19 protein-coding genes and 1 tRNA gene are annotated in these 24254 nt (G+C 55.9%); 8 read left to right on the plus strand and 12 right to left on the minus strand.

Annotated elements, in window-relative coordinates:
* Positions 1 to 321: 321 nt before the first annotated feature.
* Both ACOTXF_RS17420 and rsuA read right to left on the minus strand, forming a co-directional pair.
* The gene (locus ACOTXF_RS17420) at positions 322 to 1518 is read right to left on the minus strand and encodes a Bcr/CflA family multidrug efflux MFS transporter (protein WP_008500953.1); all 1197 of its coding nucleotides are present in this window, start codon (positions 1516 to 1518) and stop codon (positions 322 to 324) included.
* A 15-nt stretch (positions 1519 to 1533) separates the two neighbouring features.
* Positions 1534 to 2241 carry a 16S rRNA pseudouridine(516) synthase RsuA gene (gene rsuA, locus ACOTXF_RS17425; protein ID WP_021241522.1) on the minus strand — a complete coding sequence of 236 codons (708 nt, stop codon included), beginning with the start codon at positions 2239 to 2241 and terminating at the stop codon, positions 1534 to 1536.
* Between the two features lie 152 nt (positions 2242 to 2393).
* Here rsuA and ACOTXF_RS17430 point away from each other — a divergent pair, with 152 nt between their 5' ends.
* Together ACOTXF_RS17430 and rplY are read left to right on the plus strand one after the other, a co-directional pair.
* A complete protein-coding gene (locus ACOTXF_RS17430) occupies positions 2394 to 4154 on the plus strand; it encodes a DEAD/DEAH box helicase (protein ID WP_045414656.1) in 1761 nt (586 codons plus the stop codon).
* A 125-nt stretch (positions 4155 to 4279) separates the two neighbouring features.
* Entirely contained in the window at positions 4280 to 4564 is a 285-nt protein-coding gene (gene rplY, locus ACOTXF_RS17435) for a 50S ribosomal protein L25 (RefSeq protein ID WP_008500956.1), read from the plus strand.
* Positions 4565 to 4615: 51 nt separating this feature from the next.
* On the opposite strand, the gene yejK is transcribed toward rplY, so the two are convergent.
* On the minus strand, positions 4616 to 5623 hold the full coding sequence (gene yejK, locus ACOTXF_RS17440; protein ID WP_045414658.1) for a nucleoid-associated protein YejK: 1008 nt from the start codon (positions 5621 to 5623) through the stop codon (positions 4616 to 4618).
* Between the two features lie 134 nt (positions 5624 to 5757).
* Here yejK and ACOTXF_RS17445 point away from each other — a divergent pair, with 134 nt between their 5' ends.
* The 3 genes from ACOTXF_RS17445 (at position 5758) to ACOTXF_RS17455 (ending at position 7914) form a co-directional block, all read left to right on the plus strand.
* Positions 5758 to 5985, plus strand: a complete 228-nt coding sequence (locus ACOTXF_RS17445) for a YejL family protein (RefSeq protein WP_008500958.1) — start codon at positions 5758 to 5760, stop codon at positions 5983 to 5985.
* A 19-nt stretch (positions 5986 to 6004) separates the two neighbouring features.
* The gene (gene yejM, locus ACOTXF_RS17450; protein WP_023294051.1) at positions 6005 to 7765 is read left to right on the plus strand and encodes an LPS biosynthesis-modulating metalloenzyme YejM; all 1761 of its coding nucleotides are present in this window, start codon (positions 6005 to 6007) and stop codon (positions 7763 to 7765) included.
* A gap of 72 nt (positions 7766 to 7837) precedes the next feature.
* Positions 7838 to 7914 (plus strand) — tRNA-Pro (locus ACOTXF_RS17455).
* Between the two features lie 37 nt (positions 7915 to 7951).
* Here the strand turns inward: ACOTXF_RS17455 and ACOTXF_RS17460 are convergent.
* Together ACOTXF_RS17460 and ACOTXF_RS17465 are read right to left on the minus strand one after the other, a co-directional pair.
* On the minus strand, positions 7952 to 9139 hold the full coding sequence (locus tag ACOTXF_RS17460; RefSeq protein ID WP_048963228.1) for an MFS transporter: 1188 nt from the start codon (positions 9137 to 9139) through the stop codon (positions 7952 to 7954).
* 124 nt (positions 9140 to 9263) lie between these two features.
* Entirely contained in the window at positions 9264 to 9524 is a 261-nt protein-coding gene (locus ACOTXF_RS17465; protein WP_010433451.1) for a DUF2534 family protein, read from the minus strand.
* Positions 9525 to 9733: 209 nt separating this feature from the next.
* On the opposite strand from ACOTXF_RS17465, the gene eco reads away from it, so the two are divergent.
* Positions 9734 to 10237, plus strand: a complete 504-nt coding sequence (gene eco / locus ACOTXF_RS17470) for a serine protease inhibitor ecotin (RefSeq protein ID WP_047748461.1) — start codon at positions 9734 to 9736, stop codon at positions 10235 to 10237.
* A gap of 93 nt (positions 10238 to 10330) precedes the next feature.
* Here eco and mqo read toward each other — a convergent pair whose 3' ends face one another.
* Entirely contained in the window at positions 10331 to 11980 is a 1650-nt protein-coding gene (gene mqo, locus ACOTXF_RS17475; protein ID WP_023325740.1) for a malate dehydrogenase (quinone), read from the minus strand.
* A gap of 187 nt (positions 11981 to 12167) precedes the next feature.
* Here mqo and ACOTXF_RS17480 point away from each other — a divergent pair, with 187 nt between their 5' ends.
* Complete coding sequence (locus ACOTXF_RS17480) at positions 12168 to 13457, plus strand: SulP family inorganic anion transporter (RefSeq protein ID WP_048963226.1); 1290 nt, start codon at positions 12168 to 12170, stop codon at positions 13455 to 13457.
* Here the strand turns inward: ACOTXF_RS17480 and mgtE are convergent.
* The 6 genes from mgtE to ACOTXF_RS17510 all read right to left on the minus strand — a co-directional run bounded on the left by mgtE (position 13420) and on the right by ACOTXF_RS17510 (position 20832).
* Positions 13420 to 14856 carry a magnesium transporter gene (mgtE, locus tag ACOTXF_RS17485; protein WP_021241530.1) on the minus strand — a complete coding sequence of 479 codons (1437 nt, stop codon included), beginning with the start codon at positions 14854 to 14856 and terminating at the stop codon, positions 13420 to 13422. The genes ACOTXF_RS17480 and mgtE overlap by 38 nt on opposite strands.
* Positions 14857 to 15046: 190 nt before the next feature.
* The gene (locus ACOTXF_RS17490; protein WP_316937070.1) at positions 15047 to 16690 is read right to left on the minus strand and encodes a multidrug ABC transporter permease/ATP-binding protein; all 1644 of its coding nucleotides are present in this window, start codon (positions 16688 to 16690) and stop codon (positions 15047 to 15049) included.
* Positions 16691 to 16759: 69 nt separating this feature from the next.
* A complete protein-coding gene (gene alkB / locus ACOTXF_RS17495; protein ID WP_047747622.1) occupies positions 16760 to 17416 on the minus strand; it encodes a DNA oxidative demethylase AlkB in 657 nt (218 codons plus the stop codon).
* Positions 17416 to 18474, minus strand: coding sequence for a bifunctional DNA-binding transcriptional regulator/O6-methylguanine-DNA methyltransferase Ada (gene ada, locus ACOTXF_RS17500; protein ID WP_023294099.1), 1059 nt, complete (start codon positions 18472 to 18474; stop codon positions 17416 to 17418). Before ada ends, alkB begins: the two co-directional genes overlap by 1 nt.
* Positions 18475 to 18546: 72 nt before the next feature.
* Entirely contained in the window at positions 18547 to 19602 is a 1056-nt protein-coding gene (gene apbE / locus ACOTXF_RS17505) for an FAD:protein FMN transferase ApbE (RefSeq protein ID WP_008500243.1), read from the minus strand.
* A gap of 117 nt (positions 19603 to 19719) precedes the next feature.
* Positions 19720 to 20832, minus strand: coding sequence for a porin OmpC (locus ACOTXF_RS17510; protein WP_008500242.1), 1113 nt, complete (start codon positions 20830 to 20832; stop codon positions 19720 to 19722).
* Between the two features lie 744 nt (positions 20833 to 21576).
* Between ACOTXF_RS17510 and rcsD the strand changes: the two genes are divergently transcribed.
* Entirely contained in the window at positions 21577 to 24249 is a 2673-nt protein-coding gene (rcsD, locus tag ACOTXF_RS17515) for a phosphotransferase RcsD (RefSeq protein ID WP_021241536.1), read from the plus strand.
* Positions 24250 to 24254: the final 5 nt, after the last annotated feature.

Below are 24254 nucleotides of genomic sequence, written 5' to 3' on the forward strand. Positions count from 1 at the left end.
GACGAACTGGAAGGACTTGCCGGCCCGCGTACCTGAAGTCCGTAACTATAAGGGCTGGGATCATATGCAGTGCAACCCGGATAAAGGGCTTAAGCCATGAGTTTACTGATGCGGGCCTTCAGACTGTTGATAAAGTGCATTTAGTGAGTGTCGCCCGGCGGCGCTACGCTTGCACGGGCCTACGATGAATGATGCAATTTATTGATATTGTTGAGATATGTATACCTGGCAAGCGCAGCATCACCCGGCAAGAAACCAGCAACATAATTAATAGCGGGGTTTGTCATCAATCTGAAGGCCCTGGCGGGCCTTCTCTGTGTTTCAGTGAGCCGCTTTTCGCGGTCGACTGGCGTAAAGATAGAAGAGTATCGAGCTGGTTGCGCAAAAAGCCATCGCCCACAGCATGGGCCATGCCGTCGTAAAGGTGGCCATCGAAAGCAACGCGCCAACGATAGCGCCGATGCCGAAGCGGAACGTCCCCGCCAGGGAAGAGGCGGTCCCCGCCATGTGCGGGAACTCATCCAGAATCACCGCCATCGCATTGGACGACACCATCGACACGCAGCCGACAAAGGCCGCTACGCCGACCACCAGCGCCCAGAAGCCCACGCCCAGAAACGCGCTCACCACCAGCCAGATCGCCATCACAAACTGGATCCACAGCCCCGCGCGAAACATGTTCAGCGCCCCCACCCGCCGGACAAAGCGGCTGTTGATGATGGTCATGATGAACAGGAAGACGATATTAAGCGCAAAGTAATAGCCGAAGTGCTGCGGCGACACGTGGTTAAGCTCGATGTAGACAAACGGCCCGGCGCTCAGGAAGGAGAACATTCCGGCAAAGCTGAACCCGCTTGCCAGCATATAGCTGAGCACGCGCTTGTGGCGAAACAGCGAGGCAAAGTTGCCGATGGTGGTACGGATGTGAAACTTCTGGCGGCGCTCGACGGGAAGCGTTTCATCTATAAAGAAGAAGATCATTGCCGAGGCCAGCAGCGCGGCCAGGGCCAGGATCCAGAAAATCACATGCCAGCTGAACCACACCAGCACCGCACCACCCGCCATTGGCGCCACCAGCGGCGCAATCGTCGTCACCAGCATCACGAACGACATCATGCGGGAGAACTCTTCCTTCGGGTAGATATCGCGCATCAGGGCGTTAATCACCACGCTTGCCGCTGCCGCTGCCAGACCGTGGAAGAAGCGCATGATGATCAGATGATCGATGGTCTGGGCCAGTGCACAGGCAACCGCAGCGGCCGCAAAGACCAGCGTCCCGCCCAGAATGACGGGCTTGCGTCCAAGGCTGTCCGCCATCGGGCCATAAAACAGCTGGCCGAGGGCAAAGCCGAGAATATAGGTGCTGAGCGTCATCTGCGCGCTGCCCGCCGGGACGCCAAACTGCGCGGAAATGACCGGCAGCGCGGGCAGGTACATATCAATAGACAGCGGCATCAGCATGGCCAGCAGGCCAAGAATGAAGACGATTTTGAACGACGAGTGTGGCCTGGTGGTCACAGAGTTCTCCTGAAATTAGTGCGAAGGCAGACCGACGCTGGCGATCTCTTCTTCCGTTAACGGACGGTATTCGCCTGGCGCAAGGTCGGGATCGAGTTCAATCGCACCAATCCGTTCGCGATGCAGGCCAACAACGTGGTTCCCCACCGCGGCAAACATACGTTTCACCTGATGGTAGCGCCCTTCGCTGATGGTCAGACGGACCTCCGTCGGGGTGATGACTTCAAGCACCGCCGGTTTGGTCAGATCTTTTTCATTATGCAGCTGCACGCCTTTCGCGAAGTGCTCAGCCGTGTCATCCGACACCGGTGACTCCAGCGTCACGAGATAGGTTTTCTCGCAGTGGTGGCGTGGAGAGGTGATGCGGTGCGACCACTGACCGTCGTCGGTCATCAGCACCAGACCGGTGGTGTCGATATCGAGGCGGCCTGCGGCATGCAGCTTGTGCGCCACCGGTTCGTCAAGAAAATAGAGCACCGTCGGGTGATCCGGATCGTCCGTTGAGCAGACGTAGCCTTCCGGCTTATTGAGCATAAAGTAGCGAGGACCGTGCTGCTGGGTCAGCGGATTGCCGTCATACTCCACCTGATGGTCAGGTTGCAGTTTGAACGCGCTGTCTCTCACAATGTCGCCATCCACGGTAACGCGGCTGGCGCGAATTTCGCGCCCGGCAATAGCGCGGCTTACGCCGAGTTGCTGAGCGATAAACTTATCAAGTCGCATGAAATCTTTTTAGCCTTAATGGTGCAGGAAGTCGGACAACAGGTCCGAAAATAGAAGCAGTCTGGAACGGTTCAGTATAATGGTCTGGTTGCGCCACTCAAGGGAAAAAGTTTCGTGGCATACTATGTGCGGAATAACGAAACCGAGACCCCATGACTTTTACACTTCGTCCCTATCAGCAGGAAGCCGTTGACGCCACCCTCGCCTGGTTCCGTAAACATCGCGAGCCGGCGGCGATTGTGCTCCCGACCGGTGCAGGCAAAAGCCTGGTCATTGCCGAACTGGCGCGTCTGGCCCGTGGCCGCGTACTGGTGCTGGCGCACGTTAAAGAGCTCGTCGCGCAAAACCATGCCAAGTATTGTGCGCTTGGACTGGAAGCCGACATTTTCGCCGCCGGTCTAAAGCGTAAAGAGAGCCACGGCAAGGTGGTGTTTGGCAGCGTGCAGTCGGTGGCCCGCAATCTGGATCTGTTTCGCAGCGAATTTTCGCTGCTGATTGTCGACGAGTGTCACCGCATCAGCGATGACGACGACAGCCAGTATCAGCAAATCCTGACGCACCTGAAAGAGGTGAACCCTCACCTGCGCCTGCTGGGCCTGACGGCGACCCCGTTTCGTCTGGGTAAAGGCTGGATCTATCGTTACCATTATCACGGCATGGTGCGCGGCGATGACAAGGCCCTGTTTAGCGACTGCATCTACGAGCTTCCGCTGCGCTACATGATTAAACATGGCTACCTGACGCCACCTGAACGGCTGGATATGCCGGTGGTGCAGTACGATTTCAGCCGCCTGCAGGCGCAGAGCAACGGGTTATTCAGCGAAGCGGATCTTAACCAGGAGCTGAAAAAGCAAAAGCGCATTACGCCGCATATCATCAGCCAGATTGAGGAGTTCGCCGCGACGCGCAAAGGGGTGATGATCTTTGCCGCCACCGTTGAGCACGCGCGCGAAATCACCGGGTTACTGCCCTCCGGCGACGCGGCGCTCATCACCGGCGAGACGCCCGGCCCCGAGCGCGACCGCCTGATTGAGGCCTTTAAAGCCCAGCAGTTCCGCTATCTGGTTAACGTGTCGGTGTTGACCACCGGCTTTGACGCCCCGCACGTCGACCTGATCGCTATCTTGCGCCCGACCGAATCGGTCAGTCTGTATCAGCAAATTGTTGGCCGCGGCCTGCGTCTGGCGCCGGGGAAAACCGACTGCCTGATTCTGGATTATGCCGGTAACCCGCACGATCTCTATACGCCTGAAGTCGGCGCGCCAAAAGGGAAAAGCGACAACGTGCCCGTGCAGGTCTTTTGCCCTGCCTGCGGGTTTGCCAACACCTTCTGGGGCAAAACCACCGCCGACGGCACGCTGATCGAACATTTTGGCCGCCGCTGTCAGGGCTGGTTTGAAGATGATGACGGGCATCGCGAGCAGTGCGATTTTCGTTTCCGCTTTAAAAACTGTCCGCAGTGCAACGCCGAAAATGACATTGCCGCTCGCCGCTGTCGGGAGTGCGACACGGTGCTGGTTGACCCGGACGACATGCTAAAAGCGGCATTAAAGCTGAAAGATGCGCTGGTGCTGCGCTGTTCCGGCATGGCGTTGCAGCCCGGCGCCGATGAAAAAGGCGAATGGCTGAAAATCACTTATTACGATGAAGACGGGGCGGACGTCAGCGAGCGCTTCCGGCTTCAGACGCCTGCCCAGCGAACGGCCTTCGAACAGCTGTTTATCCGCCCGCACACCCGCACTCCGGGCGTGCCCCTGCGCTGGATCACCGTGGCCGATATCGTGCGCCAGCAGGTGCTATTGCGCCATCCGGATTTTGTCGTCGCCCGCAAAAAAGGCCAGTTCTGGCAGGTGCGCGAAAAACTCTTTGACTACGAAGGTCGCTTCCGTCGCGCCAACGAATTGCGCGGGTAGCGGGACTTTTCATTGATGTGAGGGGCATTTGAGTATAAAATGCCGCCCGCTTCACATCCGTGAGGCAGAACACTCACCTGCTGCTGGGTCGCCTGTAGTAGGGTTTTAAATACAGAGAGAAATCAATGTTCACTATCGAAGCAGAAGTACGTAACGTGCAGGGTAAGGGTGCGAGCCGCCGCCTGCGTACCGCTAACAAGTTCCCGGCTATCGTTTACGGTGGCGAAGCTGCTCCAGTTGCAATCGAACTGGATCACGACAAACTGTGGAACCTGCAGACCAAAGCTGAATTCTACAGCGAAGTTCTGACCATCGTTGTTGGCGGTAAAGAAGAAAAAGTGAAAGTTCAGGCTGTTCAGCGTCACGCGTTCAAGCCAAAACTGACTCACATCGACTTCGTTCGCGCGTAATCGCAAACCTGTCGAAAAAAAACCCCGCTTCTGCGGGGTTTTTTGTGCCTGCTATTTACCGCCCGAGGTGCGGCGCTGAAGCTGATCGCGCAGATTCGGCGGCGTACCTTTAATGGTCAGCGTATCGGTGGCCGGATCCCAGAAGATACGTTCCCCCAGCAGCATCGCATCAAAGTTGATGGTTAACCCGCCGCCGCTGCCGGCAAACTTGGTTAACTGACGCAGCGTGCTGCGATCCGCCGGGAAGCTCTCTTCAAGCTCATAGCCCTTTTCTGCGGTAAATTCCTGGAAGCTGACTTCGCTGACGCCCGCCAGCTCTTTTGACAGCGACTCCAGCTCAATCTCTTCCCCTGCCTGCAGCTGTTCGTTGCAGTAGCTGTAAACCTGCTGACGCACCGTCTGGCGCTCAGATTTATCGAGCTGCGCTTCGGCTGTGAAATCGTCAACCGCCTGGAGCAGCCCTTTGTTCTGCGCTTTGGCGTTAAGCCCTTCACTGGCACCGAGGAAGTCCATAAAGAAATCCGCCACTTTGCGGCCCACGCGTCCCTTCAGGAAAGTCAGGTAGCGGGTCGACTCCGGGTTGGTTTCCCACTCGGTCAAATCAATACGCGCCACGATATCCGCATGGTTGATGTCCAGATAGTGCGTCGAGCTGATATCCAGCTGCTCGTTCACGCGCATGCTGCTTAAGTTATTCAGCACGGTAACCAGCAGGTACTCGACCGCCAGATAGCGGTAGTGGCAGAACAGCACGATCCCGCCGTCGGCGAACGGATATTTCGCCAGCTCGTCGCGCAGGCGCCCGATTGCCGCACGGCTAAACGCCAGGAAATCCTCTTCACCCTGGCGCTGCAGGCGCAGGCTATCGGCCAGTTCACTCTCTTCGCTGAACAGCCCATAGGCTTTATTTTTGGCGCTGTAGACGCGATGCAGCTCTGCCATCATCTCCACAACGGTCGCCGTAGGTTCCAGTAACGAATCGCGCAGCACCACTTCAAGGGTTTGCTCATCGCGCTTGATAAGCTGGTGCAGGGCAATCTGGTTGATTTCCAGACTCATGATAAACTCTCCTTTTAGACCGGGCGGTATTCAACCACCACCAGGACATGTGTGCAACAACAGATAAAAAAGGGGAAAAAAAGCTGTTGCTACGGTAATATGTTGCCCTTTCATCAACAAACTGATTTTGATTTATGCCACAACATTCCCGCTACAGTGATGAACACGTTGAACAACTGCTCAGTGAGCTGGTCAACGTACTGGAAAAACATAAAACGCCGACCGATCTCTCCCTGATGGTTTTGGGAAATATGGTCACCAACCTGATTAACACCAGCGTTGCTCCGGCTCAGCGTCAGGCGATCGCAAAATCTTTCGCCCAGGCTTTACAGTCGTCCGTCAGCAACGACCCGGCCCATTAAGGGATACGAACAACAGTTTATGGTGACGAATCGTCAGCGCTACCGTGAAAAAGTCTCCCAGATGGTCAGCTGGGGGCACTGGTTTGCCCTGTTCAACATTCTGCTGGCGACGGTCATTGGCTGTCGTTATCTGTTTGTCGCAGACTGGCCAACAACGCTCACCGGGCGTATCTACTCCTGGATAAGCGTTGTCGGTCACTTTAGCTTTTTGGTTTTCGCCACCTATCTGCTGATCCTGTTCCCCCTGACGTTTATCGTCATGTCGCAGCGTCTGATGCGATTCTTGTCCGCCATCCTTGCGACTGTGGGGATGACGCTGCTGCTTATCGACAGTGAAGTGTTCACCCGCTTCCACCTGCATCTCAACCCCATCGTCTGGGAGCTGGTGATTAACCCCGACCAGAACGAAACGGCCCGCGACTGGCAGCTGATGTTTATCAGCGTCCCGGTGATCCTGTTGATTGAGATGCTGTTTGCCACCTGGAGCTGGCAAAAACTGCGTAGCCTGACCCGCCGACGCCACTACGCGAAGCCCGTCGCCGCGCTCTTCTTCGTCTCCTTTATCAGTTCGCACATCATGTATATCTGGGCGGATGCGAACTTCTATCGTCCTATTACTATGCAGCGCGCGAACCTGCCGCTCTCGTACCCGATGACGGCCCGCCGCTTCCTCGAGAAACATGGCCTGCTTGATGCGCAGGAGTACCAGCGCCGCCTTATCGAGCAGGGTAACCCGGAAGCCGTCAGCGTGCAGTATCCGCTGAGCGACCTGCGCTATCGCGATATGGGCCGCGGGCAAAACGTCCTGCTGATCACCGTCGATGGCCTGAACTATTCCCGTTATGAGAAGCAGATGCCAGCCCTGGCCAATTTCGCGAGTCAAAACGTCACGTTTACTCAGCACATGAGCTCCGGTAACACAACCGACGCGGGCATCTTTGGCCTCTTCTATGGCATTTCAGCCGGATACATGGACGGCGTACTCTCTACCCGCACGCCTGCGGCGCTGATCACCGGGCTGAATCAGCAGGGCTATCAGTTAGGGTTGTTCTCATCCGATGGCTTTAACAGCCCGCTCTACCGCCAGGCGCTGCTGTCTGATTTCTCACTGCCGGCGGCACAGAATCAGTCCGATGCGCAGACCGCCAGCCAATGGATAAACTGGCTGCAGCGCTATGCCCAGGAAGATAACCGCTGGTTCTCATGGGTTGCCTTTAACGGCACAACGCTTGCTAACAGCAATAAGAGTGATTTCGCGCGCCGCTACGGCCGCGCGGCGGGTGATGTTGATGCGCAGATTGCCCGCGTGCTTGACGCACTACGTGAGTCCGGCAAGCTGGACAACACCGTGGTGATCGTGACGGCAGGCCATGGCGTCCCGTTAGGTGACGAGACGAAGAGCATGAGCTGGTCACGCCCTAACCTGCAGGTTCCGCTGGTCATCCACTGGCCGGGCACCCCGGCGCAGCGCATCACTATGCTTACCGAGCATAAAGATGTGATGACCACCCTGATGCAACGCCTGCTGCACGTCAGCACGCCGGCAAACGAGTATTCGCAGGGCCAGGATCTCTTCAGCGCCGCGCGCCGCCATAACTGGGTTACGGCGGCAGGGAATAATACGCTGGTGGTGACCACGCCGAAGCTGACGCTGGTGCTGAACAGCAACGGGAATTATCAGACGTATAACCTGCAGGGTGAGCGGCTGAAAGACCAGAAACCGCAGCTGAGCCTGCTGCTGCAGGTCCTGACGGATGAGAAGCGTTTTGTCGCTAACTGATTAATAATAAACCAGTTAGCGACGGATTTCCTTGCATTCAAAACGGAATCGAGTAGTATTCTTTCTATGCGTCGGCACGTAGCGCAGCCTGGTAGCGCACCGTCATGGGGTGTCGGGGGTCGGAGGTTCAAATCCTCTCGTGCCGACCAAAAATACTTTGAAAACCAGCCTCTTATGGCTGGTTTTTTATTTCGCCTCGTCCGGCGTTTTGCGCAGGTACACAAGCGTTACCAGACAAATCACCGCCCCGGCATAAAACGTATATTCCGCCCCAAACGTTTCCCAGATTGCCCCGGCGCCCAGGCTGGCGACTAACAATCCCACGCCGCTGACCAGACTAAAAATGCCGTAGGCGGTACCGCGCAGATCCGCAGGCGCCGTTTTTGCGATCATTGCCGCCAGCAGCCCCTGCGTCATCCCCATATGCACTCCCCAAAGCGCAACGCCCAGAAGCATTCCAGCCCAGTGGGTGCTCAGCGCCAGCACAATATCTGCTCCAATCAGCATCACCAGACCCCACTGCAGTAGCCTGGTGTGGCTCATCCGGTCCGATAACTTGCCAAACGGATAGGCTGAGAGGAAATAGAGCAGATTCATGGCCACCATCACCAGCGGGATCAGCGCCAGCGGCACCCCCGACTGCTGTGCGCGCAGGACAAGAAAGGCTTCACTGAAGCGTGCGAGCGTAAAGATGGCCCCCAGACCAATCACCCACCAGCAGCCTTTCCCGAGACGCCTGAGGTTCTCTTTTTTGATGGGGTTCGTGCGTTTATGTTCGACGGGCGCTTTCGGCTCATGCAGGCCGAAGAAAAGCAGCGCCACGGCGAGCACGCCGGGGATCACCGCGATCCAGAAAATCGTGCGAAAATCATCGTTCCACAGCAGCATCAATCCTACTGCCAGCAGCGGCCCGAGAAATGCGCCGATGGTGTCCATCGACTGACGCAGCCCAAAGGCCGCGCCGCGAAGTTCCGGCGGCGTAACGTCAGCAACCAGCGCATCGCGCGGCGCTCCCCGGATCCCCTTCCCGACCCGGTCGATTAAGCGTGCCCCCAGAATCATGCCGGAAGAAGAGGCGATAGCGAACAACGGTTTACTCAACGCGCCAAGACCGTAGCCCAGAACCGCCAGTCCTTTACGCTTGCCCAGATAGTCACTGATGGCGCCGGAAAACACCTTGATAAACAGCGCAGTGGCCTCAGCCAGGCCTTCAATCAAACCAATGAAAATCACGCTGGCGCCCAGCGTCGTGACCATAAACAATGGCAGCAGGCTGTGAATGATCTCCGAAGAGATATCCATCAACATACTTACTCCACCGACCACCCAGACACCTTTTGGGATCTGGCGGAGCGTGGCAAACCGGGATTGCATTAAGCCTCTCCTGCTTTCTGTAAACAAAGGTGCTCTCAACAGAATATCCTGGAAAGGCGAATAAAAATTATCAGGCATAAAAAAAGCCACCCCGCAGGATGGCTTAGTTATCGCAAATCGGCGTCTAGTGTTTATCACGTCCGCCCAGGAAAAAAATACCCAGCGGTATAGCCAGCAGAACGGTGAATACCAGACTGTAGACAAAGATCATCGCCGACTGCAGGACGTACATGCTGGTTGTCCAGGCAGAGAGAGGAATGTTGTACTGTTCGATGACGCCAACAATCGTGGCACGCCCCACGCACGCGGCAGCAATCATAAACACGACCAGCAGCGCCAGGAGGAACTTGCGGCCTTCAGGCGTTTTCAGTTTTGCACGAACCATCTCTCTTCCCTTTTACAGATGAATAACATTATATAAAGTCTAAAATAACACAAACGCCTGCCAGACTCCACGCCAGTACAAACACCTGCATAAATAACAAATAACTGGTTTATTACGCTGTATATATTGAAAATGTAAGTAAATAACACCAATCATTCACGGTCGCTATGTTAACCTGTGCAAGATCGTTTTGACATAAAGGAATGACAATGAAAAACGCACCTAAACTTGCCATCGCACTCATCGCCGCCGCGTGTGCCAGCACCAGCGCTTTCGCCAGCGAAACACCTAAAGCGCAGCCGCTGGAAAAAGTCGCCCCGTATCCGAAAGCGGATAAAGGGATGACGCGTCAGGTGATTCAGCTTCCGGTTCAGCAGGATGAAGCGAACTACAAAGTGGAGCTGTTAATTGGCAAGACGCTGGAAGTGGACTGCAACCAGCATCGTCTGGGTGGTCAGCTGGAAAGCAAAACGCTGGAAGGCTGGGGTTACGACTACTACGTCTTTGATAAAGTGACCTCGCCGGTCTCCACCATGATGGCCTGCCCGGATGGCAAGAAGGAGAAGAAATTTGTGACAGCGTATCTGGGCGACAATAGCCTGCTGCGCTACAACAGCAAGTTGCCGATCGTGGTTTATACGCCTGAAAACGTGGAAGTGAAGTATCGCGTGTGGAAGGCTGAAGAGAAGATTGAGCAGGCTGTCGTACGTTGAAATTAAGTCGGGTGGCGGCTTCGCCTTACCCGACCTACAAAACAACACCGAACATAGGCCGTGTAGGCGTCAGCGCCACCCGGCTTTTTTACCTTACAGCGCGATATCCGCAACCGGTTTGTTTTCCGGCTGAGGCTTCAGCTCCGCTTTTGGCGCAGCATCCGCAGCCTGCGGTTTGATGTACTGCAGCTGCAGTACGCGGCTGGTGTATTCCAGCTCCTGCTCCGTCGCGCTCACGTTACCGTTCAGCTTCGTGCCGTAGGATGGAATAATGGTTTTCAGCTTCGCCTGCCATTCCGGACTGGCGACTTTGTCTTTAAACACTTTTTCCATCAGGTGCAGCATGATTGGCGCAGCGGTAGACGCACCCGGTGACGCCCCCAGCAGCGCGGCGATGGTGCCGTCCTTATCGCTCACCACTTCGGTGCCCAGACGCAGCACGCCACCCTCTTTCGGATCGCGCTTGATGATCTGCACGCGCTGACCCGCCTGCCACAGACGCCAGTCTTCTTTCTTCGCCTCAGGATAGTACTCTTTCAGCGCTTCGAAACGGTCGTCGTCAGAGAGCATCACCTGGCTAATCAGGTATTTCACCAGATCGAAGTTATCCAGCCCCACGTCCATCATCGGCTTGACGTTAGAGGTGGTGGTTGCGCTCAGCAGATCCCACAGGGAGCCGTTTTTCAGGAACTTCGTGGAGAAGGTCGCGAACGGGCCAAACAGCACCACGCGTTTGCCGTCAAGCATACGGGTATCGATGTGCGGAACAGACATTGGCGGCGCGCCCACGGAAGCCTGACCGTACACTTTTGCCAGATGACGATTCACCACTTCCGGGTTATCGGACACCAGGAACTGACCGCCCACCGGGAAGCCCGCGTAGTCATCCGCTTCCGGAATACCGGACTCCTGCAGCAGTTTCAGCGCGGCACCGCCCGCACCGATAAAGACAAACTTCGCCTTGATGACGTGCTCGGCTTCGTTGTTTTTCAGATCGGCAACGGTCACGCTCCAGCTGTTATCCGCGTTGCGCTTGAAACCGCGCACTTCGGTGCTGAGCTGCAGGTTGAAGTTCTCTTTTTTCTTCAGTGACGTCACCAGCTGACGGGTAATTTCACCGTAGTTGACGTCGGTACCAATTTCGGTACGGGTCGCCGCCACTTTCTGGTTCGGGTCACGACCTTCCATGACCAGCGGAGCCCACTCTTTAATCTGCGCGTGGTCTTCAGAGTATTTCATTCCGCGGAACAGCGTGCTCTGCTGCAGTGCGGCGTAGCGCGCGCGCAGGAAGTTGACGTTCTGCTCGCCCCACACAAAGCTCATGTGCGGTACGGTGTTGATGAAAGAGTGCGGGTCGTGCAGTACGCCGCTGTTGACCTGGTGAGACCAGAACTGGCGAGAAACCTGGAACGCCTCGTTGATCTCTACCGCCTTCTCGATACTAATGGAACCGTCCTTTTTCTGCGGCGTATAGTTCAGTTCCATGAGTGCCGAATGGCCGGTACCGGCGTTGTTCCAGCCGTTCGAACTCTCCTGCGCCACGCCATCAAGGCGCTCGACCATGGTCATTGACCAGTCCGGCTGCAGTTCTTGCAGATAGGTTCCCAGCGTGGCGCTCATGATACCGCCACCGATTAAAAGGACGTCCGTTTCCTGCTCTTTTGGTGCGTCAGCTTTCGCCGCCATGGAGACGGTGTTAAGCCCCACGGCCAGAGAAAAGAGCATGGCAGTCATTTTTTTCATAATTTATGCCTTAGTGTAAAAGTGCTTGATGCGTGGAAATTGCAGGTGAAACAAGCTGCGGGGGCACGGTAACAACTTTTAAATATTGTTTAAAGGTTACGAAATTATTGTAATTGTGAAATTTAATGATGGATTGTTTGTGAGGAATTATCGAAGCGTCTGGTAAAGCGCGGTTTAACTGGCTAGTATGTTGCGTTTTGTGATCGCGCGCACGGAAGCCTGCCCTAACCAGCGAAACGTTATGTCCCTACCCCATTCTGCTGTCTCTCCCGAAAACCGTGTCGCCAGCGTGCTGCGTTCCCCTAAACAGCTGACGCGTGAAACGCTGGCTGGCGTGATTACCGCCCTGGCGCTGATCCCCGAGGTCATCTCATTTTCGGTGGTGGCGGGCGTTGACCCGAAGGTCAGCCTGATCGCCTCCGTTGTGCTCTGTCTTGCCCTGTCCGTGCTGGGCGGTCGTCCGGCGATGGTCACGGCCGCGGCCGGTTCCGTGGCGCTGGTTATTGGGCCCATGGTGCATCAGCACGGCGTACAGTACATTCTTCCCGCCGTGCTCATGGCTGGCGTAATTCAGATTCTGTTTGGCGTGCTGGGCATGGCAAGGCTGATGCGCTTTATTCCCCAGTCGGTCATGACCGGGTTTGTTAACGCCCTCGGGATATTGATTTTCTTTGCGCAGGTTCCGCATTTCTGGAGCCGAAGCCCGCTGATTGTAGGCCTGTTCGTGCTGACGGTACTGATCGTGCTGTGGGTGCCGCGCTATTTCAAAAGCATCCCTTCCCCACTGATTGCGATTGTGCTGTTAACCTTGTTTACCGTTTCAACCGGGCAAAACCTGCCGACCGTGGGCGATGAAGGCGCCATGAGCGGCGGCTTGCCGGGTCTTAGCGAACTTCTGGTCCCCCTCAATTTACAGACGCTGAGCATAATCTGGCCGTGCGCGTTGAGCATCGCGTTTGTCGGCCTGCTGGAATCCCTGCTGACCGCAAAGCTGGTGGATGAGCTGACCGCGACGCCGTCAAGTAAACGCCGCGAAAGCATTGGATTAGGCATCGGCAATATCCTGGCCGGATTTTACGGTGGTATTGCGGGCTGCGCGATGATCGGACAAACCATCGTTAACGTGGAGATGGGGAAAGGCCGAAGCCGCATTTCAACCTTCGCTGCGGGCATCGTGCTGCTGATCCTGGTGACGGCGCTCAGCGACGTGATGGCCAACATCCCGATGGCGGTGCTGGCGGGCATTATGGCCATCGTCGCCGTTAAAACCTTCAGCTGGCACAGCCTTCAGCCGGCCACGCTGAAAACGGCCCCGATTGCAGAAACGGTCGTCATGCTGGTCACCGTTGCCGCCACGGTATCAACCGGCAATCTGGCGATTGGCGTGCTGGGCGGGATTATCGTCATGGTGCTGCTTCCCGCCCGCATTAAGCGTCGGCTTAAAGCAGAAAAATCGTCGCCAGCCCAAGAAAAATAAAGAAACCGCCGGTATCGGTGATGGCGGTGATCATCACGCTCGACCCCACCGCGGGGTCGCGCCCCAGTTTGGTCATGGTCAACGGGATAATGACGCCCATCATCGATGCCACGAGCAGATTCAGCACCATCGCCAGCATCATCACGCCGCCTAACGCCATATCGTCATACAGCCACCAGGTGATGCCGCCCATAATGCCGCCCCACACCAGGCCGTTGATCAGCGCCACGCCCATCTCTCTGAAGATCAGAAAGGCGAAGTTGCCGGGCTGAATATTCTCCAGCGCCAGCGCGCGGACGATCATGGTAATGGTCTGGTTTCCGGTGTTGCCGCCAATCCCGGCCACAATCGGCATCAGCGAGGCCAGCGCCACCAGCTGCGAAATGGTGTGTTCAAAGCCGTCAATCACGCGGGAGGCGATGAACGCGGTACACAGGTTAATGGCCAGCCACGCCCAGCGCGTTTTCACCGCCTTGCCGACGGAGGCATGGACGTCATCTTCCGCGCTGATCCCACCCAGCGCACGCAGATCGTTATCGGTTTCTTCATAAACCACGTCAACGATCTCGTCGATGGTCAGACGCCCCATCAGTTTGCCGACGGAGTCCACGACGGCGGCACTCACGAGGTCATCACGTTCGAAGGTACGCGCCGCTTTTTCCGCATCGTCCTCCGGGGAGAAGACCATCGGCTCGTTTTCCATCACCTCGCTCACCTTCCGCTGGGTGCTGTTGAGCAGGATGGTTTTCAGCTCCAGTTCGCCAAGCAGGGTTTTATCCCGGGAGGTGACAAACAGCTTATCGGTGTTATCCGGCATTTTGCCCAGGCGACGCAGATAGCGCTGCACGGTGCCGAGCGTCACGTCCGGGCGCACCGTGATAACGCCGAACTCCATAATCGCGCCGACGCTGTTTTTCTCGTAATGCATCACCTGGCGCACGCGCGCGCGTTCATCGGCAGGCAGTGACGCCAGCAGGCGGCCGGTCAGGTTTCGCGGCAGGTGTTGAACCAGGTAAATCTGTTCGTCGATATCCAGCGTTTGCAGGGCGTCGAGGATGTCCCGATCGCTCATCTCATCGATCAGGTCGTCCCAGACGTTTTCCGAGGCCTCAAGCAGCACCTGTCCGCGCTCGTGATCCTGCACCAGCCTCCACAGGGCATGACGCTCTTCCGAGGGAAGCGCTTCAAGGGTGTCCGCCAGATCCGGCGGGGGTAAGTGAGCAACCAGCGCACCTACCTCAGCAATATCGTCGGCTAACGTGCCGACATCATATTGCTCAGCCAGGGTCAGTTTGCCTAATAGCGTAGACGTGACCGCTTTATCGGTCGTGAGAAGCCAGATCAGTCGCGCACGTTCCTGGTCACGCTGTCTGGCGCTGTTTTTCTTTAATACCGACATCAATCATAAATCCATGAAATAAGTTGGTATTAAGCATAGCGCGAGGATATGTAAATAAGAATAAACAACGGGCCGGGATGGAGAAAAAAGCGGCATATCGTGCAAATCATTGTGCCCGGCGGCGCTACGCTGCACGGGCCTACAAAATCCCAGGCCGGGTAAGGCGAAGCCGCCACCCGGCACACGGGCATCAGGCCGTGCGCGCCACCGCGTCACGCGAGGCCGCATCGCGCGCTTCACCGGTCAGCTCGCTCAGCCTGCCGTCGCGCATCTCCAGCAAGCGGTCAGCGTGAATAAAGTAATGATCGTCGTGGCTGATGGCGAAAATGGTTTTGCCCATCTCCTGCATCAGCGGCAGCAGCACCTGATAAAACTCGCGGCGGAAGTGCGGGTCCTGATCCGCCGCCCACTCGTCGAGCAGAATGATGTCACGCTCTTCCGCCAGCGCCAGCAGCAGCGCCACGCGTTTTTTCTGCCCTTTGGAGAGTTTGAGGTTAAGGATCTTGCCGTCCTGAAGTTCCAGCTTGTGCGACATCTGCAGGTGCGCCAGCCATTTTTCCACCAGCGCAGGATTGGCCTGCTGCCCTTCCGGACCCAGCAGTTGCTCAAACAGCCAGACGTCGGTGAACACCGCCGAGAAAAGCTTGCGGTAGTCCTCGGGCTTCTCCGCGCTCAGCGCCCTGCCATCCAGTAAAATCTCGCCCGACTGCGGCTGATAAAGGCCAGTGAGCAGCATCGCCAGCGTCGATTTACCGCTGCCGTTGCCGCCAATCAGGAACAGCAGCTCGCCGCGGCGGATCGTCAGATTGAGCGGCCCCACGGAGAAGGCGCTGTCCTGATAGCGGAACGTGACGTTACGCAGCTCGAGCGTCTGCCAGTTCGGGAAGGCCTGCGGGCGCGGGAATTCGGGCTTAAACGGCGCGAGATCGAATTTTTTGAGTTTATTAAAGGCCACCTGCGCACTCAGCAAGGTGGGCAATGCGCCGACCGCCGAGAGCAGCGGCGTGCGCAAAAACAGCAGCGTCAGTGAGTAGGTTGCCGCGACGTTGGTATCCGCCCAGGCCAGGCTGTTCGCCATCCAGAACACCAGGCCAATGGCGCCCAGCATCATAATGTTTGACCAGTTCACCGCGCTCAGGTGGAAGGTATCGGCGCGAATGATATGGTGCCGGTATTCGCGCGCGTCCGGAATATAGAGATGGTTAAAGATATACTCGGCGCGCTCGCGGTTCAGGGTGAGCTCTTTGCGCCCTTCCAGCACCGTCTGGTAATCGTTATAGAGCTTATCTTCGGTTTCGCGCAGGACCGCCATGTGTTTATAGACGCGGGACACCAGCACAAAACCGCCCCAGATGGTGATGGCAATCCACAGCGCAGTCACCGCCAGCATTTTGCTGGAGAGCCAGGCGAGATAGGCCGCCGAGCCGAAGGTCAGAATGATCCCCTGCACCAGCTCCGGCAGACGAACGAACGCGATAGTAATGGCGCGAACGTCGCTGGTCAGCCCCGCCAGCAGGGAGGCGCTGCCGAGCTGCTCGACGCGCTCGACCTGAGTGTCCAGGATGCGCTTGATAAACTCGCTGCGCAAACGGAAAACGAAATGGTGGCCGAGCGCAGTCAGTGCCAGCTGGGAGCCGAGCGTAACCGCCATCAACAGCAAGAGCAGGCCAAGAAACTCCGGCAATACGGAGAGCGAGGTGTCGACCATTTCAATCAACCGCACGTTAATAAACGCGATCAGGCCAATACCCAGCGCGGCGCTGGCCAGGCTTAACGCCATGACGGCGACGAAGGGCCAGCGGTACTGACGCCAGACGAGGAGAAGTAGTTGCATGCAGGCAATCCGGACAATAAAAATCAGCGAGCAGTGTAAACTGCCCTGCGCGGACATCAAGAATAATTCTTATTTTAGTTTACTGTACCCCGCCTGACGGAAGGTCAGATTAAAGCGGTACTCGCCCGTGAGGGGGTGAACGCCGGTTTTCAGCGGCTGAATTCCGTGATAGTAAAGCCGCGATTCCCTGCCCCACACCACCACATCGCCATGTTCCAGCATGATGCGTTTGAGCGGATCGTTGCGGCGTAATCCCCCAAACTGAAAGACGGCGGGCAGGCCTAACGATACCGAAACGATAGGCGCGCGCAGATCGGGCTCATCCTTGTCCTGGTGCAGCGAGAGCTTCGCCCCGACGGCGTAGCGGTTGATCAGACAGGCGTCAGGACGGAAGTCAGGATAATCCGCCGCCACGGCAGCCTCGTGACAAAGTGCCTGGAAAACCGCAGGCATGGGAGGCCACGACCGACCTGTCGTGGGATCGTTCGGAGCATACACATACCCACGTTCGTTTGTCGCCCAGCCCAGTTCGCCGCAGTTGGTCATGGCCACCGACATGGTGTAGCCGCCCGGCGTCACCATATGGCGAAACGGTGAAGCCGCTGTGACCTCTTCAATACCGGCAAGCAACGCCTCCGCACGGGAGAGAGCAAAGCGACGCAGGATAACCGCCCCCGGCGCAAGCGGCTCCTGCCAGGGTTCAGCATCCGCAAAAAGATCGAGCATTATCCCTCCCGGCGTTTCGCCTCACGTTTCAGTAATAGCGCTTTTCGCGCCGCCCCCCAGCGGTAGCCCGACAGTGCGCCGTCGTTGCGAACCACGCGATGACAGGGGATCACAATCGCCAGCGTGTTGGCCGCACAGGCTCCGGCGACGGCGCGTACCGCACCGGGTTGACCAATCGCCTGCGCCACCTGCTGGTAACTTGCCGTTTCACCGCAGGGAATTGCGCGAAGGGCCTGCCAGACGCGCTGCTGGAACGCGGTACCGCGAATATCCAGCGGCAGCGCAAGCGGTACGTCGCGGTTATCAATACTGGCAATGACCTGGTGGATCCGCTGTACGAAGGCGTCGTCCCGCGGCGCGTGCGTCGCTTTTGGAAATTGCGTGGCAAGCTCTGCGGTTAATTCAGCATCGGTGTCACCCAGCAGAATCGCGCAGATCCCCCGCTCGCTTTCGGCGACCAGACAGCGTCCTAACGAACAGTCATCGATGGCATACCGAACGGCCACCTCTCCTTTACGGTACTGCTTCGCCGTCATGCCCAACGCATCGTTGGCTTTACGATAATAGCTGCTGCTGTCGGGAAATCCCGCTGCCAGCACGGCATCGGTAATTTTGTCTCCCTGCGCAAGCGCGGTGCGCAGACGCTGACCCCGCGCCGCCTGCTGCCAGGCTTTTGGCGTCATGCCGGTCACGGATTTAAACAGGCGGTGGAAATGGAAAGGACTCATGGCAACCTGCTCCGCCAGTCTCTCCAGGGTTAACGCGGGATCCTGCTCCAGAAGCCGGCAGGCGTGTTCCACTTTTGCCAGCTTTTGCGCCTGCGGGTCGCGCTTGTCCGGCATGCAGCGCTTGCACGGACGAAAGCCCGCCTGAGCGGCGTGCCGGGCATCGGGATAAAAGCGGACATTTTTACGCAGCGCGTGGCGGGCGCGGCATGACGGACGGCAGAAAATACCGGTCGTCTGCACGGCGAAGACAAACTGATCGTCAGCGAGCGGATCGCGGGCCAGCACGGCCTGCCAGCGATCCTCATCGGTAGTGAAGGTTGGGTTTTTCATGATCGGCTCCTCGTATAAGCATACATAGAGCGTGCCTGAGCGCCACCGATAAAAAACCCGCAACCTTGCTTTTTAATTTTTGTCGCTGACCAGGAAACTGTTGAACTGCGGCGAGCTCCAGGTTTTAAACCCGTCGCCCTCTTTGGTGATCATATAAACCGCCAGCCCTTCCTGACGGACCACCTCTTTGGCTTTCTCCGGGCCAAGAACCATTAATCCGGTATCCCAGGCATCCGCTTCCAGCGCGGTGGGGGCAATGACCGTTACCGAGACCAGGTTATGCGTGATGGGGCGGCCGGTCTGCGGATCAATCACGTGCGAAATACGCTTCCCGTCAAGCTCGTAATAGTTGCGATAGCTTCCGGAAGTGCTGATGCCATGTCCGTTGATATCCACTATCGCCTGCACGGCATTTTGCCGATCCGTCGGTTTTTGAATCGCCACGCGCCACGGTTTATCGCTGGCGTTCATGCCCCGACTGACCAACGCGCCGCCCACGGAGACCAGATAACGGGAAATCCCCTCCTGCGCCATCAGTGCAGCAAGATGATCCGCCGCGTAGCCTTCCCCGACCGTCGACAGATCGACAAACAGATCGGGAATATCTTTCTGCAGGTACTGCTGCCCGTACTGGTTGATGACGGTCAGATGCTGTAGCCCGGTCCGGGCGCGGGCGTCATCAATGGCCGCCTGTTCGGGCGTCTTCACCGGCTGTTTATTCGGGCCAAAACCCCAGAGGTTCACCAGAGGACCGACGGTCACATCCATCGCCCCGTTGGTTTTATAACCTACGCGCATTGCCTCGGTCACGATATCGGCCATCGCCTCGCTCACCGGCCACAGAGAGGTGCTGGTTGAGAGGTTAAAGCGCATCAGCGCCGAGTCATTTTTATAGGTCGACAGCAGCTGATCGTCGGCGTCCAGCTGTGCCTGGATTTTGCCGCGAAGCTCATCCGTGCGCGTTTTATCGAGGTTCATCACGCTGACGCGCCAGAAGGTGCCCATCGTTTTGCCTTCGAGCACCGTCGCGGCAGGTGCGTCGGTTTTCGCCACGGGCGCGGGATCGTTACACGCGGTCAGGAAAAAAAGCATAGCCAGAAAGCTGGCGCGTAAAAAAGTCATGTCCATTCATTATTATCCTCATGCCAGGGCGGCAAGAGTACACCAAAACGGGTGAGTTGTGAGAATCTGAGAGGCACAAAAAAAGGGAGCCATCAGGCCCCCTTACGTCACACGACGGCACGATTAGAACTGGTAAACCAGACCCAGCGCGACGATATCGTCAGTACCGATACCCGCCTGACGGGTGAATTCATTTTCATCAACCAGGTTGATTTTGTAATCCACGTAGGTGGACATGTTTTTGTTGAAGTAGTAAGTCGCACCCACATCAACATATTTCAGCAGATCCTGATCGCCGAAGTTTTCGATGTCTTTGCCTTTAGACTGCAGGTAAGCCACGGATGGACGCAGGCCGAAGTCGAACTGGTACTGAGCAACCACTTCGAAGTTCTGCGCTTTGTTAGCAAAGCCGTAAGCGGTAGTTGGGTTGCTGCCGTTAGAGGTACCAAAACGGGTTGCGTTGTAGGTCTGAGAGTACTGTGCTGCCAGATAGATGTTGTTGGCATCGTACTTCAGGCCACCAGAATAGACTTCTGCGTGATCCCCTTTACCGTATACGCCCAGTGCGTTCTGATCGGCGGTACGTTTAGAGGAGGACATCGCACCACCCACGCTGAAACCTTCGCCCAGGTTATAGGTCACGGATGCACCGTAGCCATCGCCGTTCTGGTTCAGCAGGCTGCGACCGTCGGTGTTTTCACCACTTACGCTGCCGTTTTTGCCCTGATACTGCAGAGCAAAGTTCAGGCCATCAACCAGACCAAAGAAGTCCTGGTTACGGTAGGTTGCCACGCCGTTAGCACGAGACTGGAGGAAGTTGTCGGCACCGTAGGTGTCACCGCCGAATTCTGGCAGAACGTCGGTCCAGGAGGTCACGTCGTAAATCACGCCGTAGTTACGACCGTAATCGAATGAACCTGCTTCCGCGAACTTCAGACCTGCAAACGCCACACGAGTCCAGGACTGGTTGTCGCCTTCGTCCTTGTTGCCCTGAATCTGGTATTCCCACTGGCCATAACCGGTCAGCTGATCGTTAACCTGAGTTTCACCTTTGAAGCCAAGACGCATGTAGGTCTTGTCGCCGTCGTTACCCTTGTCGTCAGAGAAATAATGCAGACCATCGACTTTGCCGTACAGATCTAATTTGTTGCCATCTTTGTTATAAATTTCGGCCGCATTTGCTGCGCCTGCCACCAGGAGTGCTGGTACCAGGAGGGACAGTACTTTAACTTTCATTTTATTAACCCTCTGTTATATGCCTTATAATTGCCACTGCTTACTGGTTAACCCTCATTAACCAGTCGGCAATTTCATTCTCCGCAAAATTACAGAATAATCCAATGCGAATATGATACGAAAACTTTGAAGATGTTTCATTTGTCCATCAAGATGTTTCAAAATGTAAACATCAAGGAACTTTTACAAAGCACAAATAGCTTATAAATTTAGAACTTATAATCAAAAGAAAAATCATACATATAGCAATCAAGTACTTATAATAAAAACCGTTACAGCACTGAATGACAAAACAAGATCGCGGCTAATCTCTAAAATATCTCTCGCTATCATCATTAACTTTATTTATTACCGTCATTCAGTTTTGAATGTCTGTTTATCCCTAATTGAGCCGGATGCTTCGCATTCGGTTTTTTTTTTACCTTTCTTTACGCAACGCCTCATTTTTTGTGCTACCGTACCGAAATTGTAACGACTATTAACTAAATTCTCCCCGGCGATCGTTCGCTAACACACAATTGATGTAAAACTTAATTTCTTGTTAATTCGTGCTATTTGCTGGCCAGCCGCACTTTTTATTTGTACGCGCAGGACGAGTTTGTACATGTTTACCGCGCCACCCGCCGCCGGTATTGTCCGTTGAAAAAGTCGCCTGTTCCCGGACGGTGGCGCTGGAAATTCAGTTATTACCCTTTATACTGCCCTATCGCCACAGAGCATGACCATGACGGGTTAAAAATATCAATGAGTCAGACTGAAACCACCGCCCCGAGCAAATTCTCCCTCCTCCCCGGGAGCATCACCCGTTTCTTTCTTCTTTTGATCGTTGTGCTGTTAGTGACCATGGGGGTGATGGTACAAAGCGCGGTTAACGCCTGGCTGAAGGATAAGAGCTATCAGGTCGTCGATATCACCCACGCCGTGCATAAGCGCATCGATACCTGGCGCTACGCCACCTGGCAGATTTACGACAATATTGCGGCCGCCCCGGCCTCCTCATCCGGAGATGGACTTCAGGAGACGCGGCTTAAGCAGGATGTCTATTACCTCGAAAAACCGCAGCGTAAGACTGAGGCGCTCATTTTTGGCTCTCACGACAGCGCAACGCTCGAGATGACACAGCGTATTTCGACCTATCTGGATACCCTCTGGGGGGCCGAAACGGTGCCGTGGTCGATGTACTATCTGAACGGTCAGGACAACAGTATGATCCTGATCTCAACCCTGCCGTTAAAAGATCTCTCTTCCGGGTTTAAAGAGACCACCGTGGGCAGCATCGTCGACTCCCGCCGGGCAGAGATGCTGCAGCAGGCGAATGCCCTTGATGAACGTGAGAGCTTCTCTTCCCTGCGTCGTCTGGCCTGGCAAAACGGTCATTATTTTACTCTGCGCACCACCTTCAACCAGCCAGGACATCTGGCGACAGTTGTGGCCTTCGATTTACCGATTAACGATTTAATCCCGCCGGACATGCCGCTCGACAGCTTCCGTCTGGAGCCCGACAACAGCACCCAGAACATGCGTGCGGCATCTGACAAAGAGGCCGCAGAAAGCGTCTCGATCTCCTTTAACGGCTCAAAAATCGAAATCGCCTCATCCCTGAACTCGACCGGTATGCGTCTGGTGTGGCAGGTGCCGTTTGGCACGCTGTTGCTCGACACGCTGCAAAATATCCTGCTGCCTCTGCTGCTGAATATCGGTCTGCTGGCGCTGGCGCTGTTTGGCTACAGCACCTTCCGTTTCCAGCCGGGGCGTCAGAGCGACGCCTCTGCGGTCCCGGCAGGCACCAGCAATGAACTGCGCGTGTTACGTGCGCTAAATGAAGAGATTATTTCCGTGCTGCCGCTTGGGGTCTTAGTTCACGATCAGGAAGCGAATCGTACGGTAATGAGCAATAAAATTGCCGACCATCTGCTGCCACATCTTAACCTGCAGAACATCACCACCATGGCGGATCAGCACCAGGGGGTGATCCAGGCCACCATCAACAATGAGCTGTACGAGATCCGTCAGTTCCGCAGCCAGGTCGCCTCCCGCACGCAAATTTTCATCATTCGCGATCAGGATCGCGAGGTGCTGGTGAATAAAAAGCTCAAGCAGGCGCAAAGACTATATGAGAAAAACCAGCAGGGGCGCGCCGCATTTATGCAGAATATTGGCGATGCCTTCAAGCAGCCGTTAAAAACGCTGGCGACCCAGGCGGCGGCGTTAAATACGTCAGAAAGCCACCAGCTTGCCTGTCAGGCCGACTCGCTGGTCAGAATGGTTGACGAGATCCAGCTGGCGAACATGCTGGAGAATGATTTCTGGAAAGGAACACCAACCCTCTTCTCTATTCAGGATCTGATCGATGAAGTGGTTCCGGAAGTCCTGCCCGTGATTAAGCGTAAAGGGTTGCAGCTGCTGATCAATAACAATCTTCCGGCAAATGACGAGCGCCACGGCGATCGTGAAGCGCTGCGCCGCATACTGTTGATGATTATTCAGTACGCGGTGACGACCACGCAGATCGGCAAGATCACCCTCGAAGTCAGTACGGAGGAGTCGGCAGAAGACCGCCTGACGTTCCGCATCCTCGACACCGGGGAAGGCGTCACCACGAGTGAAATTGATAATCTCCACTTCCCGTTCCTGAACGACACGCAAAGCGATCGCTACGGCAAGGCCAATGCCCTCACCTTCTGGCTGTGCGATCAGCTGGCGCGCAAGCTCGGCGGCCACCTGAATATCAAAGCCCGTGAATCCCTCGGCACCCGCTATTCTCTGCACGTGAAAATGGCGGCCAACCCGCAGGAAGAAGATGAAGAACGTCTGCTGGATGATGTCGTGGTGATGGTCGATGTGACCTCGAACGAGATCCGCAATATTGTCGTTCGTCAGTTAGAAAACTGGGGGGCGGCCTGCATCACGCCGGATGAAAGACTTGCAAGTCAAGAATTTGATCTGTTTTTAACTGATAATCCGTCTAATCTTACTGCCTCCGGCTTGCTTTTAAGCGATGATGAGTCAGGCGTGCGGAAAATCGGCCCTGGCCAGCTGCGCGTCAACTTTAATATAAGCAATGCGATGCAGGAAGCTGTACTACAACTAATAGAAGAGCAGCTGGCGCAGGAAGAGATAGCGGAATCCCCGCTTGGCGGTAATGAAAATGCCGAGCTTCACGCCAGCGGATACTATTCACTCTTTGTTGATACAGTACCAGATGATGTTAAGCGGTTGTATACTGAGTCCGCTGCGAATGATTTTGCAGCGCTGGCACAGACAGCACACCGGCTTAAAGGGGTGTTTGCCATGCTTAATCTGGTTCCCGGCAAGCAGTTATGTGAAACGCTGGAACATCTAATTCGTGAGAAAGATGCCTCTGGCATTGAAAAATACATCAGCGACATTGACGCCTACGTCAAAAGCTTGCTGTAGCAAGG

This window comes from Enterobacter cloacae complex sp. IR53041 (assembly GCF_049238285.1).
In the GTDB taxonomy this organism is placed as follows: domain Bacteria; phylum Pseudomonadota; class Gammaproteobacteria; order Enterobacterales; family Enterobacteriaceae; genus Enterobacter; species Enterobacter roggenkampii.

What these genes read in the sequence shown, in the direction of transcription:
- ACOTXF_RS17465 (WP_010433451.1), bottom strand. Translation starts at nt 9,524, where the DNA reads ATGGTTCGTGCAAAACTGAAAACGCCTGAAGGCCGCAAGTTCCTCCTG.
- rplY (WP_008500956.1), top strand. Translation starts at nt 4,280, where the DNA reads ATGTTCACTATCGAAGCAGAAGTACGTAACGTGCAGGGTAAGGGTGCG.
- ACOTXF_RS17490 (WP_316937070.1), bottom strand. Translation starts at nt 16,690, where the DNA reads ATGCAACTACTTCTCCTCGTCTGGCGTCAGTACCGCTGGCCCTTCGTC.
- apbE (WP_008500243.1), bottom strand. Translation starts at nt 19,602, where the DNA reads ATGGACATGACTTTTTTACGCGCCAGCTTTCTGGCTATGCTTTTTTTC.
- rsuA (WP_021241522.1), bottom strand. Translation starts at nt 2,241, where the DNA reads ATGCGACTTGATAAGTTTATCGCTCAGCAACTCGGCGTAAGCCGCGCT.
- yejM (WP_023294051.1), top strand. Translation starts at nt 6,005, where the DNA reads ATGGTGACGAATCGTCAGCGCTACCGTGAAAAAGTCTCCCAGATGGTC.
- alkB (WP_047747622.1), bottom strand. Translation starts at nt 17,416, where the DNA reads ATGCTCGATCTTTTTGCGGATGCTGAACCCTGGCAGGAGCCGCTTGCG.
- yejK (WP_045414658.1), bottom strand. Translation starts at nt 5,623, where the DNA reads ATGAGTCTGGAAATCAACCAGATTGCCCTGCACCAGCTTATCAAGCGC.
- mgtE (WP_021241530.1), bottom strand. Translation starts at nt 14,856, where the DNA reads ATGTCGGTATTAAAGAAAAACAGCGCCAGACAGCGTGACCAGGAACGT.
- eco (WP_047748461.1), top strand. Translation starts at nt 9,734, where the DNA reads ATGAAAAACGCACCTAAACTTGCCATCGCACTCATCGCCGCCGCGTGT.
- ACOTXF_RS17460 (WP_048963228.1), bottom strand. Translation starts at nt 9,139, where the DNA reads ATGCAATCCCGGTTTGCCACGCTCCGCCAGATCCCAAAAGGTGTCTGG.
- ACOTXF_RS17510 (WP_008500242.1), bottom strand. Translation starts at nt 20,832, where the DNA reads ATGAAAGTTAAAGTACTGTCCCTCCTGGTACCAGCACTCCTGGTGGCA.
- ACOTXF_RS17430 (WP_045414656.1), top strand. Translation starts at nt 2,394, where the DNA reads ATGACTTTTACACTTCGTCCCTATCAGCAGGAAGCCGTTGACGCCACC.
- ACOTXF_RS17480 (WP_048963226.1), top strand. Translation starts at nt 12,168, where the DNA reads ATGTTGCGTTTTGTGATCGCGCGCACGGAAGCCTGCCCTAACCAGCGA.
- ACOTXF_RS17445 (WP_008500958.1), top strand. Translation starts at nt 5,758, where the DNA reads ATGCCACAACATTCCCGCTACAGTGATGAACACGTTGAACAACTGCTC.
- mqo (WP_023325740.1), bottom strand. Translation starts at nt 11,980, where the DNA reads ATGAAAAAAATGACTGCCATGCTCTTTTCTCTGGCCGTGGGGCTTAAC.
- rcsD (WP_021241536.1), top strand. Translation starts at nt 21,577, where the DNA reads ATGAGTCAGACTGAAACCACCGCCCCGAGCAAATTCTCCCTCCTCCCC.
- ada (WP_023294099.1), bottom strand. Translation starts at nt 18,474, where the DNA reads ATGAAAAACCCAACCTTCACTACCGATGAGGATCGCTGGCAGGCCGTG.